This is a genomic window from Kitasatospora sp. NPDC057512 (genome assembly GCF_042802135.1).
Classification (GTDB): Bacteria; Actinomycetota; Actinomycetes; order Streptomycetales; family Streptomycetaceae; genus Kitasatospora.
The window spans coordinates 1-12,444 of record NZ_JBHVET010000182.1; the positions used below are offsets into that span (position 1 = coordinate 1).

Annotated in this window: 8 protein-coding genes; 4 read left to right on the forward strand and 4 right to left on the reverse strand. The window is 73.0% G+C overall.

Annotation, left to right across the window (positions count from 1 at the left end; all coding sequences use genetic code 11):
* Positions 1-74: 74 nt before the first annotated feature.
* The 3 genes from ACFU6K_RS14850 to ACFU6K_RS14860 all read right to left on the reverse strand — a co-directional run bounded on the left by ACFU6K_RS14850 (position 75) and on the right by ACFU6K_RS14860 (position 1,960).
* A complete protein-coding gene (locus tag ACFU6K_RS14850) occupies positions 75-428 on the reverse strand; it encodes an antibiotic biosynthesis monooxygenase family protein (RefSeq protein ID WP_380663188.1) in 354 nt (117 codons plus the stop codon).
* Positions 429-559: 131 nt separating this feature from the next.
* Positions 560-865: a GNAT family N-acetyltransferase gene (locus tag ACFU6K_RS14855; protein ID WP_380663189.1), complete on the reverse strand. Its 306-nt coding sequence runs from the start codon at positions 863-865 to the stop codon at positions 560-562.
* A 138-nt stretch (positions 866-1,003) separates the two neighbouring features.
* On the reverse strand, positions 1,004-1,960 hold the full coding sequence (locus ACFU6K_RS14860; RefSeq protein ID WP_380663191.1) for an alpha/beta fold hydrolase: 957 nt from the start codon (positions 1,958-1,960) through the stop codon (positions 1,004-1,006).
* 142 nt (positions 1,961-2,102) lie between these two features.
* On the opposite strand from ACFU6K_RS14860, the gene ACFU6K_RS14865 reads away from it, so the two are divergent.
* A complete protein-coding gene (locus ACFU6K_RS14865; protein ID WP_380663192.1) occupies positions 2,103-2,714 on the forward strand; it encodes a TetR/AcrR family transcriptional regulator in 612 nt (203 codons plus the stop codon).
* A gap of 107 nt (positions 2,715-2,821) precedes the next feature.
* Here the strand turns inward: ACFU6K_RS14865 and ACFU6K_RS14870 are convergent, their stop codons facing one another.
* The gene (locus ACFU6K_RS14870; RefSeq protein ID WP_380663194.1) at positions 2,822-3,535 is read right to left on the reverse strand and encodes a hypothetical protein; all 714 of its coding nucleotides are present in this window, start codon (positions 3,533-3,535) and stop codon (positions 2,822-2,824) included.
* A 60-nt stretch (positions 3,536-3,595) separates the two neighbouring features.
* Between ACFU6K_RS14870 and ACFU6K_RS14875 the strand changes: the two genes are divergently transcribed.
* The 3 genes from ACFU6K_RS14875 to ACFU6K_RS14885 all read left to right on the forward strand — a co-directional run.
* Entirely contained in the window at positions 3,596-6,916 is a 3,321-nt protein-coding gene (locus tag ACFU6K_RS14875) for a DUF6603 domain-containing protein (RefSeq protein ID WP_380663195.1), read from the forward strand.
* A gap of 16 nt (positions 6,917-6,932) precedes the next feature.
* Positions 6,933-9,212, forward strand: coding sequence for a hypothetical protein (locus tag ACFU6K_RS14880; protein WP_380663196.1), 2,280 nt, complete (start codon positions 6,933-6,935; stop codon positions 9,210-9,212).
* Positions 9,209-12,444, forward strand: a 3,236-nt coding sequence (locus tag ACFU6K_RS14885; protein WP_380663198.1) for a hypothetical protein, incomplete at its 3' end; no start/stop codon positions are given. The genes ACFU6K_RS14880 and ACFU6K_RS14885, both read left to right, overlap by 4 nt.

Consider the following 12,444-nt stretch of genomic DNA (forward strand, 5'->3'; position numbering starts at 1 on the left):
GCGCTGCTCACTGCGGCGCCCGCCCCGCCCTCACCCGGGGGCTTCTGCCCTCTCCCGGTCGGGAGTTGTGGGAGTTACGCCCGCACGAACCCGTGGCTGCGCTCGACCTTCGCCACGTGCAGTGTGTAGTTCCGGTACCAGTCGGCCCGCCCGCGCGTCTGCGCGGCGCGGTGCTCGGCGTTGGTCCGCCACTCCGTGAGGGCCTCGGCGTCGCGGAAGTACCCGACGGTGATGCCCAGTCCGCCGGGCGTCTGCGCGTGGTCCATCCCCAGGTACCCGGGGATGTCGTTCACCAGCTCTTCCATGCGGGCGTTGGTCTCGCTGTAGTCGCTCTGGTCCGAGGTGCGCAGTGCGGTGAAGACGGCCACGTAGTACGGGGGTTCAAAGGCCTGGACGGGTGCGACGGGTGCTTCGGAGTGATCACTCATGCCGCCACCGTAGGGCGGCACGCGTCCGGTGATCCAGTGTCTTTACCGAACGGTGGAACAAGGGTTCGGGATCTTGACCGAAGCCGTCCGGGCCCTCCTGCGGCGGCCCGGACGGCGCGGTACGCAGCGGCTCAGAGGCCGAAGCGGGCCCGGTGGGTGGCGGGGACCAGGTCGGCGTACTCGGGGTGCTTGGTGATCCAGCCGCGGATGAAGGGGCAGTAGGGGAGGACGGCGAGCCGCTGGTCGCGGGCCGTGTCCAGGGCGGCGCGGGCCAGACGGCCGGCGAGGCCTCGGCCCTCGAAGCGGGGGTCGATCTCGGTGTGGATGAAGGCGATCTCGTCGCCGGAGCGGTGGTACTCGGCGAAGCCGGCGAGTTCGCCGCCGTCGTGGATCTCGAAGCGGGACTTCTCGGTGTTGTCGGTGACGGGCTGGTCCACGGTTCCTCCTCGGGTGCGGCGGGTCGCCTCGGCGGACGACCGCTGGTGGCCGGCGCCGCTGAGAGCAGCATAGTTGAATGCTCAACATTTGTCTCCCGCGACGCGCGGGGCGGGCGGGGCGGGTGGGTGCGGGCGGCCTCAGTCCGAGGCGGCCCGCCCGGCGCGGTACGGCGCCAGGAACGCGGTCAGGGCGGAGAGCATCGCCTCCGGGGCCTCCTCGGCGGGGTAGTGGCCGCACTCGGGGAGGACCAGGCTCTCCACGTCGTCGGCGGCCAACTGCATCGTCGCGCCGACCGAGGCGCCGAGGTTCGCCGCTCCGCCGATCGCCAGGACGGGGAGGGGCAACCGTCGGGCCGCGCGCTGCCGGTTCTGGGCGATGGTCGCGTCCAGCGCGCGGTAGAACTCGAAGCTGCAGCGCAGGGCCTGCGGATCGGCGGCGAGGGTGTCGACGTAGTGCCGGACGGCGTGGTCGGGCAGGGCCTTCGCGGCCTTCGTGGCGAACTGGTGGCCGAAGTAGAGGTGTTCCCGCCCGGCGACCAGCTGCTCGTTGACGCCGGCGAGGCGGTTGAAGGCGAAGTGCCAGAGCCGGTCGTTGGCCTCCTGGCTGCCGAAGAGCGGCGGCGTGGGGGAGAGCCCGGGGATCGCGGCCTCGGCGACGGCCAGGCGTTCGAGCCGGTCGGGGTGGTCCGCGGCCAGGGCGTAGCCGGTCCACATGCCGACGTCGTGTCCGACCATGGCGAACCGGCGGTGCCCGAGCGCGTCCATGAGCGCCACCAGGTCGCGGGCGAGCGTCCCGGTGTCGTACCCGTCCAGGGGCTTGTCGGACAGCCCGACGCCGCGCGGATCGACCGCGACGACCCGGAAGTCCCGTGCCAGCGCGGGCATCAGGAGGCGCCAGGCGTACCAGGTCTGCGGCCAGCCGGCGAGCAGCAGCAGCGGCGGGCCCTCGCCGCCGGTGACGGCGTGCAGGCGCAGGTGCCCGGTGTCGACGTACCGGCTGGTGAAGGTCTGCGCGAATCCGGCCGGGAGGTTCGGCGCCCCGGCGACGGAGCCGGGGCCTTCGGGCGTGGGCAGGGGGGTGGACGACGGGCTCATGGGCATTCCTTTCGCGGTGCTGACACCGGACCACTGGCCGCCACGGTAGCCATCTTGGACTGATCGGTCAAAGATTGTTTGACCGATCGATCCAGGATGCGGGTAGGCTCACGGCAGACGGGCGAAACAGGAGGTGCGTGCGGTGTCCGGCCGGAAGCAGTTCGACGTCGAGGCGGCCCTCGACCAGGCCATGCGGGTGTTCTGGCAGCGCGGGTACGCGGACGCCTCGCTGGACGCCCTCGGCTCCGCCACCGGCCTCGGCCGGGGCTCCCTCTACGGCACCTTCGGCAGCAAGGACGCCCTGTTCCACCAGTGCCTCGACCACTACGCGGCGCTCTACGGCGCCCGGTACGAGCAGGCGTTCGCCGCTCACCCCGGTGACCCGGTGCGCGCCGTCGAGGCGTTCTTCGACGTCGTCCTGGACCGCATCGCCGACCCGTCGGTTCCCGCCGGGTGCCTCGTCGCCCAGTCCGCCGCGCAGTCGCCGACGCTGACGGAGGAGAGCGGCGCCCGGGTGCGCGGCCTCCTCGACCTCCAACGCCGGCGGGTCCGCGCCGCGTTGGCGGACTCCCCGGCCGACGCCCGGACGCTCGACGAGCTCGCCACGTTCGTCGTCGCCGTCAACCAGTCGCTGGCCGTCCTGAGCCGGGCCGGCACCCCGGACGCCGAGCTGCGGTCCGTGACCCGGCTGGCCTGCGCGACGGTGGCGGACTCCCTCGCCCGGGCGGCCTCCGAGGGTGACGCCGCGAGCTGACGAGCATCCGGGCCCGGCCGCTCGCTCTTGGCGCGGGCTGCGAGAGGCCCGTTAGTGCAGCAGCTGGTTGTTCGTCGGGGAAATGAAGAAGTCATCACCCGAATGGACTAATCAACGGCACTGGAGTCCTTCATCGGGGATTCGGCCAGTGAGGGGCCGTAATGCGCCAGATCCGGCCGACGTCCGGAGACCGTTCGACGAATCGGCTTTGATGATCCGGAACCCGGATGTCTACTGCCGGGACCGTTGGCGGAGGGTGGGCTATGGCTGACGCGGAACCGGTGAAAGCAAATCTGATGGTCGGTGGTGGACGGTTGGACAATCCGTTCACATCGAAAATCCAGGACGACGACAGGGATCCGGACGACCTGGACCTGCGCAAGGTCGGCGGTGTGCCGTTGGCTCGTCACCACATCGTGCCGTGCAGCCGGTTGATCAGGTTCTGGGACGAGGTCATCGAAAGGGAGTACAACGCCTCGAAGTCCGGCCTTCGGGATGCCCTGGTGGCGCTGGTGTCCAATCTTTCCATCTGCTATGACCAGTACAAGGACATGAGCTATACCCAGGGCGACGTCGACAATCTCAAGAGCTTCGCGGAGAGCTTCAACGGGGGATTCGAGCATGACGCGAGCGCGCCGGAGCCCAAGGGTCGGGACGATCTGGTTCGATTGTTCGAATGGCTGCCGGGGAATCTCTTCATCGGGCCGACCGGGGGCAAACGCAATGATGACCCCCGTGACGGCTTCGAAAAGGGCTGCAAGGAGATCATCAAGCCGGATGCTTTCTTCTACCGGAACAAGGCGAACGAATCCCTGGGTCATTATCTCGACTATCCGGGCGGTTTGCCGAAGGAGGGAATCAGATTCCTGGAACTGGCGCGCATGAGTATGATTTCCCGGCCACAGGTGTGGCCCCTCAAAGCAGCAGACTGGCAACGGGAGGGCAGGTCGCCGAGCGAGTACAAGTTCGGTATCCGGACCGCGCCCGCCCTGGCGAGCGCCAGGTCCGCTCTCCCGCGCGACGCCACCCCGGTCACTCAGATCACCGTCAACGGCCGGACCCTGGACCTCGACATCTGGTACCAGGAAGACGGCTGGACCCGTACGCGCGGCAGCGCCCAGGACATCCCGATCGGTGACCTCCTCGACTACCTCGCCGAGAACTGGGCGGGCAGCGCCATCCCGCGCGGGCTGGCGGACCTGACCCTGGGAAACCTCACGCTCGAAGTCCTCACCGGCCCCGGGGGTTCGGAATGGACCTTCACCGTCGCCGCGGAGACGAGGATCGGCGGCGCGACCCCGGTTCTGCTGGTCAAGATCGGTCGGTCCACCCTCGGCGACGACGGCAGCCCGCAGGAGGCCGCCGTCACGCTGTCCGTCGAGGTCGGCATCGAGATCGGCGACACCGGCCACATCTGGTTCGGCGGAGGGATCGACCGCACCTCGGACGGCGGCTACACGATCTCCGCCTCCTGGAGCGCCGACGAGGGCGAGACGCTCTCCCTGCCAGATCTGGCCACGGCCCTGGGCATCACCCTGCCCGACGGCGTACCGGACGCCCTGCTGCCGACCCTGACGTCGGCGGCCTTCCGCCTCGACACCGGGACCGGAACGACGGTGCTCGCCGTGACGACCGAGCACACCCGGTCCGTCCTCGCCGCGGTTCCGGCCGAGGGCTCCGGCGCCACGGGCCACGTGTGGGCGGCCACGCTGGAGGCCGTCGTCACCGCGAAGGCGTCGGACCTGCCGCTCGTCGGACGCCTCCTTCCCGCCGAGGACGACATCCGGCTGGACGGCGCGGCCGTCTCGGTCTGCACGGGCCGGCTGACCCATGACCAGCTCACCGCCCTCAACGAGGCCGTCGCGGCCACCGGGACGGCCGCCGCCGAGCTGCCCCGCTTCCCCGCGCCCGCCGCCGGGCTGGAGGAGGGTGCCGTGCTCTCGGTGCCCTACGCGATCGGCGGCGCGGAGCAGGAGCCGCTGGTCGCGCTGTTCCCGACGTCCACGCCGAAGCCGCCCGCCCCGCGTGCAGGGGAGCGCGACGCGGCGGCCGGCGCCGCGACCGTCGCCTGGGTCCGGCTCGACCGGACGCTCGGGCCGCTGACCGTCGCGCGACTCGGGCTGACCTACCAGGACGGCACCGCGTGGGTGCTGGTGGACGCCTCGTTCACGGCCTCGGGCCTGGAGGTCGGCGCCGACGGGCTCGGGCTCGGACTCACCCTCGACGGCGATGCCTTCGGGGTGCGCACGCGGCTGGACGGGCTGGGCGTGGCCTTCGACCACCCGCCGGTGGAACTGTCCGGGGCGCTGGTCGTGCGCCGGCCCGCGCCGGACCCGTACGACCTCCAGGTCGAGGGCGGGCTGGTCGTCCGGACACCGCCGGTCAGCCTCTCCGCCCTGGGCGCGTACTCCCACCGGGCGGACGGCTTCGCCTCGATGTTCGTCCTCGGGCAGCTGTCCCTGGCGGGGGAGGGGCTCGGGCCGCCGCCGTTCCGGGTCAAGGGCTTCCTCGGTGGCTTCGGCTACAACAGCGACCTCAGGCTGCCGGCCCCGGACGGCGTGGACGCCTTCCCCCTCGTCGCCATGATGACCGGCGGACAGTCCGACAGTACCCCGCTGGAGCTGCTGGAGAAGCTGGACCAGGACGGGTGGGTGAGCCCCCGGGCGGGCGAGACCTGGTGCGCCGTCGGGCTGGAGTTCACCTCCTTCGAGCTGGTGGACTCGGTGGCGCTGGCCGTGGTGGAGTTCGGGCAGGACTTCACCGTCGGGCTCCTGGGGCTGACGACGGCGGCGTTCCCGAAGGCGGGCCACGCCATCGCCGAGATCCAGGTGGAGACGGAGGCCCTCTACCAGTCCTCGCAGGGGCTGCTGGCCTGGACCTCGACGCTGACCCCCGAGTCCTTCGTCATCGACCCGGCCTGCAAGCTGACCGGAGGCCTGGCCCTGCGCCTGTGGCTGGGCGGCAGCGGGCACGGCGGCGACGCCCTGGTCACCATCGGCGGCTACCACCCCGCCTTCAAGCGGCCCTCCTGGTACCCGGACGTGCCGCGACTGGGGTTCGCGTGGTCGATCTCCGACTGCGTGTCGATCCGCGGCGAGGCGTACGCGGCGCTGACCCCCTCGGCCGTCATGGCGGGGGCGTCGCTGAACGTGAACTTCCACGCGGGGCCGGTGAAGGCGTGGCTCACCGCCTACCTGGACGCGCTCGTCCAGTGGAAGCCGCTGTACTTCCAGGTCGACGTGGGTGTGGACGTCGGCGTGTCCCTCCACCTCTGGCTGTTCACCATCACCCTGGAGCTGGGCGTCGACGTCCACCTGTGGGGCCCGCCGGTCGGGGGCCGCGCCACCTTCCACGTGCTGTGCTTCCACGTGACCATCCCGTTCGGCTCCCACGGGGACACCGCTCCGGACCCGTTGACCTGGGAGGAGTTCCTGCCCCAACTTCCGCCCGCAGCGCAGATGCTGCGGGTGACGGCGGTGGCCGGCCTACTGCCGGGCGGCTCCTCCGACGGCGGCGGACAGTCCGGCGCCGGGGACGTGTGGGCGGTGTCCGCGCACGGCTTCGGCTTCACCGTGAGCTGTGCCGTGCCGGCCTCCGAGCTCCTCCTCGACGACGCGTCGTTCGCCCCGGGGGACGCGCTGAGCATCCGCCCCATGGCGAAGACCGGGCTGGACTCCCGGCAGCTGCTCACGATCAGGCGCGGCGAGGAGACCGTCGACGTCCTCGGCGAGGGCTGGCAGGTCAAGCCGTTGCGGAGCAACGTCCCCAAGGCCCTCTGGGGCTCCCCGCTGGACGGCCCGCCGCCCGTCCCGGAGGGCGGGAAGGACCTGGTGGCCGACCAGCTGGCCGGCTTCACCGTCACCGTGCCCCCCGCCGCCCTGGCCCCGGACCCGCTCACGGCCACCGAGGAGGCCCTGTCGGCCGAGGACCTCGACCAGGGACGGCTCCCGATCGGCCCGGAGCAACAGCCCGTCGGCCCCGTCCCCCACACCTGGCAGGACGGGGACCCGAGTGTCGTCGGCATCATCGCCGCCGAGATCGCCTCGGCGCCGGTGACCGCGGCGCGGAGCGGCCTCGACGCCGCGCTGGCCGCGCTCGGGGTGAGCCCCGGCACGGACGATCCGCTCCCCGGCTACGGGGCCTTCGCCGCCGCCGGCCTGTCCGCTGAACCCCTGTTGGTGCCGGCCCCGGCAGCAGCCTGACCTCCGGGAGACCCCTGTGAGCCTCCACCCCACCGAAACCGGGACGCCCGGCGTCCCGGACGAGACCGGGCGCATCGTCACCTTCTACGACTCCTACCGGCCCGCCCTGCCCGGCGGGTCCTACCGGATCACCGTCGCCCACACCGTCGCCGACGGCGGCACCACCCTGGCGGAGTTCGACGCCGCACAGGACTTCGACGTGCGCGCCCCGCGCTTCAGCCTGGACCCGGGCATGATCCACAGCTGCGGCCCGGCGGCCGGGGCCCGGGGCGACTTCGGCGACCAGCTGCCCCACCTCACCCTGGACCGCGCCACCCTGCCCTGGGAGCAGCAGGTCGACGACACCTCCCGGGCCCCCTGGGTCGCGCTGCTGCTGTTCGCCGAAGGGGAGCGCGGCGAGCAACCCCAGGACACCGGCACGGCGATGACGGTCCGGGCCCTGCTGTCCTCCGGCACCGAGCAGGTCCGGGTGCCCGACATCGACGCGGCCACGGTGCTCCCCGACGTCCTGGACAGCACCTGCCGCTGCATCGACGTGCCCACCGGGCTGTTCACCGCCATCGCCCCCAGGCCGGCCGACCTCGACTACCTCGCGCACATCCGGGAAGTCGGCGACCCCGCCTCGCTCCGCTCCCGGCCGGGGGTCGGGGCCGGTCTCGCGGAGGAACTGGACGCCGGCCGCTACAGCGTGGTGGTCGGCAACCGCTTCCCCCGCACCGCCGGCGGCTACACCGCCCACCTGGTCTCCCTCGAAGGGTTCCGGGCCTGCCTCGACGGTACGCCGCCCAGCCAGGCGACCCTGCGGATGGTCTCCCTCTGGTCCTGGTCGTTCCGGCACGATCCGGGCACCCCCGACGACGACACGCTCTTCTACGACCTGATGACGCGCATCGCGGCCCCCGGCAAGGACGACCCCAGCGCCCTGGCGCTGCGGCTGCCCCCGCAGAACGGCGCGGTCGTCCGCAGCGCCGTCGAGCAGGAGGCGGCCGACCGGCTGGCGCACGGCTACGTGCCCGTCACCAGCCACACGCCCACCGGCGAGCGGACCTACGCCTGGTACCGCGGGCCGTTCACCCCGGTGCCGGCCCAGCCCGTCGACACCATCCCCGCACCGCTCACCAGCGCGGACCAGGCCCTCGTCTACCTGCGTGAGTACGGGGTCTTCGACGTCGGCTACGCCAGTGCCTGGACCCTGGGGCAGACCCTGGCGCTGGCCGACGCGGACACCGCCGCCACGGTCTCCCGGACGCGCCGCGAACTGCGGGCGGCCACCACCCGGTTCCTGCGCAGGGTCGCCGTCCACGGAGTACCCGAGCCGGGGCAGGCCCGGACCCTGTGGGACGGCCACCCGGCGCGGCAGCGGTTCCACGAGCTGCTGGCGGCCGACTGGGGCGAGCACGCCCTGCGCAGGCTCGCCGCCCCGGGCGGGAACGACCACCCCGTGTCCGCCTCGCCGCCGGCCCGTCCGTCGGCCGCCCTCCCCGGCCGGGACGACGTCCACGCACTCCTCGGCCGGGACGACGTCCGGGCCCTGCTCGGGGACCTCGTGGCCGAGCACACCGCCCCGCTGGCCCCCCTGACGGACCCGCTGGGCCTGCTGGCCGCGCTGCCCTTCGACGCGCTCGTCGCGGACGCCCGGATGCTGCCCGCGGAGAGCATCCGCTTCTTCCACGTCGACCCCCTGTGGCTCCGGGCGCTCGCCGACGGAGTCCTCAGCACCGGAGTCGTCACCAGCCTGGACGCCCACCTGCACACGGTCGTCCACGCCCGGCTGGCCGCAGGGCGCCGAGCCGAGGACGTGCCGAAGGCCGGCTTCCTACTCCGCTCCCGCCTGGTCCGGGACATGCCCGGCCTCACCGTCGAGGGCAGCGCGGGGGACGGACCGTCCTTCGCCCCCGTGTACCGGGCCAACCCCGCGCCGGACCTCCTGCTGTGCCTGTTCGCCGAGGTGCCCGACGACGTCGTCATCGCCGAACCCCACCACGGCCTCTCCTACGGCATCGACGCCGACGACCGGATCGGCCTGCGCCACCTCACCGACCGGAACGGGCAGCCGGGTGCCTCCATCCCGGACGCCGCGCTCACGGACGTCAGCCGGTTCCTCCGGACCGGCGGCGCGGGCGTCCTCAACATCGCCGACGGCGACGCGAAGACGGCCCTCGTCCCCGCGCTGGCCGCCAGCCTCACCGGCCTCGGCGAGCTCACCGGGAGCCTGACACCCGCCGACTACGCCCTCGAACTCCTCAACACCCCGTACCGCATCGCCTTCCGCCACGCCGAGGAGCGCCAGCCGTGACCCGACCCCTGCTCGTCCCCGTCGAGGTCGAGGCCCTCCTCGTCAACGACGACATCCGCACCACCGAACCCTTCCAGCGCTGGCAGCCGGACTTCTACAACAACCTCGGCAACCACCACGACCCCGAGCCGGAGCCCTTCGACACCGTCGACGACCTGGACACCGGCGTCTACCTCCAGTGGCAGCTGCCCGAGGCGCTGCGCTCCGGTCACGCCGAGCCCGGCGCCGCGGACGTCACCTTCCCTCTGGTGCCCAACCGGTGGCTGGTCGTCCGCTACGCCCGGCCCACCGGGCAGCCGGACACCGACCCGACCGTCACCGGCTGGATCGTCGACAGCGACTTCAACGACGGCGGGACGGGAGACGGCACCTCCCCGTACCTCGACCCGTCCTCCGCCAGCCCGCAACCGGTGTGGATCGGCCGCTCCGTGAACCTCGCCGACGGCCCCTGGGCGGAGCCCGCGGGACGGGAGATGTTCCTCACCGCCGTGGGCTGCGGGCTCCCCACCTTCTCGACGTACCAGCCCTACAACGAGAACGTCCTCTCCTTCCGTGACACCCTCGGCGACCTCCCCGGGCCGACGGCGGACCTCAGCTACGCCGTGGTCGGCTGGTACTCCGACCCGGCCAAGGACATCGTCACCGGAACCGGGACCGGCCTCGCCGCGCGCCTCGCCGAACTGGGCTGGAGCCTGACCGACGCCCCGCAGGCGGTCAGCCGCTCCCTGTACGTCGGCCACGTCCCGGGACTGGCCTGGGACAACAGGCCGAACGCCGTCCGCCCGCCGTCCGGGCGCCCCACGGACTACACCGTGGACGTGGCACTCGGCCACACCGCGGCCGACGCCACGAGCGCCCTCCCCACCACCGGCGACCCGGTGGACCACCAGCTCTGGACGGCCCTGCAGTACGGACTGCTGGACACCCTCGACATCAGCCAGGCCGCCTTCGACCAGGCCGCCCACGCCGCCTGGTTCGGCCCCAGCCCGCCCGGCTACACCTGGGAGATCACCGGCACCGCCGCGCTGCCCGCGGAGGACCGGGCCCGGCAGGAGGCCTGGCTCGCCCAGCTCAACGAGGACCAGCTCGCCCTCGACACCACGGCCCGCGAACTGATCGCGCTCCAACGGCGCCTGTACGGCCTGTGGTGGCTGCGGGGCCTGCCCGCCGACGAACAACCCGACGGCTTCGCGGCGGCCTGCGCCCCGGAGCTCGACCCCACGCGGGCGGACGGCCTCGCCGGACAGGTCTCCGCCCTGCGGGACCGGATCGCCGCCCTTCCGCCCGTCCCCACCGGCGCGACCGCGCAGGAACTGCAGGACGCCATCCGGGCGTACGCCGCGGACCACGGCCTCCCGGACGGCTGCCGGCTCAAACGCGTCGCCCCCGCCCCCTACTACCAGGTGCCCGATCCCTCCATCGTCCTGCGCAACACCGGCAACCGGCGCCGCGTCACCCGCGACACCCCGCTGCCGTGCCGCACCCCCGACCAGCTGATCACCGCGCTGAGCATCGCCGGCCGGTCCGTCCCGGCGCCCGCCACGCCACCCGCGCCCGACCTGACCGGCCTCCCCGAAACCGACACCCTCACCCGGGTGCTGGCGGAGTCCGCCCTGCTCGCCCGCGCCGCCGTCACACCCGCGACCGACCCCGGCACGTACGCCACCGCCCTCGCCGAGGACCTCGCCGCACCCGACCGGCTGATCACCGGAACCGTCGCCGAGTACACCGCGCCGTGGAGCCAGCCCTGGACACCGCTGTACCTCCTGTGGGAGGTCCGGCTCTACCCGCTGCCCTTCCGCACCGACGACACCGACAACTGGGCCTTCGACGGCACCCGCTACCGCTGGCAGGGCACCAACGCCGCCCCCGCGTACGACGTCCTCCGGGGCCGCAGCATCCTCACCGCCCTGCCCGCCTTCAACGCCGCCGCCCGCCTGGCCCACCACGCCGAGCGCCACCCCGACGCCCCCGTCGAGGCACTGCGTCGGCTGCGCGACGGCGCCGCCGACCTGGACCTGGTCTCCCAGACCCTCGACGGCCTCAACGACTGGTTCCTGCACCGGCACACCACCGTCGACCTGCCGCCCGAGGCACCCCTGGGCGACCTGACCGGCGCGCCGCACACCCCGGTCCCCAATCCCGGCCCCCCGGACGGGAGCGAGTCCCGCTTCCAGCCCGTCCGCGCCGGCCAGCTGCACCTCACCAACGTCAAGCTGGTCGACACCTTCGGCCGCGCCTGCGACGTCGTCACCACGACGGAACAGCAGTACGAGCAGCTGCGCCCCTTCCTGGCCTGGAGCGTCACCCCCGACCAGGGCAGGATCGCGAGCCCGGACGGCGACCCGCCGGCCTACTGCGTTGCGGAACTCCCGCCGCGCCTCCTGCAGCCCGCCCGCCTCACCTTCGCACCCGACCGGCCCGACCCCGCCGTCTGCGGATGGCTGCTCGCCACCCACCTCAACCGTGCCGACCGCTCCCTGCTCGCCTACAGCGACCAGGGGGAGGGGCTCGGCGAGCTCCGGCTCACCCTCGCGCCCGACCACAGCCCGCAGGTCAGCTGGCAACCGCTGCCCGGGTCGCCGCTGCCCGACCTCGACGCCGACGCCTTCGCCGTGGCCCACCCCGAGCTCGCGGGCTTCCTGCGCACGCTCCGCGACCGGGGGCCCGCCTCGTTCACCGCGATGCTCGACGTCCTCGACGACACCCTCGGCGCGCTGGCCCCCGCGGCGGGCCTCCAGCCCGAGAACTCCCTCGCGGACCTCGCCGGACGCCCGCTGGCCCTGATCCGCTCCCGGCTGCGGTTCGACCTCGACGGCCCGCCGCTGACCTCCGCCGACTGGGACCAGGTCCTGCGACCCGGGACAGCGGAGTACCCCGACTACCGGTGGAACATCCGCCTCGGCGACCCGGACCTCCCCACCGACGGACTCGTCGGCTTCTTCACCCAGGACGACTACGGGCTCTTCCACACCCACGGCGCGCCGGCCGACCCCGACCCGTACCTCACCCCGGTCACCGGAAACGAACTCCGTCTGCCCGCACGGCCGTTCACCGAGCCCGACAGCGACGACAACTCCACCCACGTCGTCCTCATCGCGGACCCCTGGCTGGCCGTCCACGCCCGCACCGACATCCTCCCCGTGGTCACCCTCCAGCTTCCGGACGACATCGTCCGGACCGCCCTGACCCGGATGCGGGTCGCCTTCCGGGTGGCCGCCCTGCCGGCGGC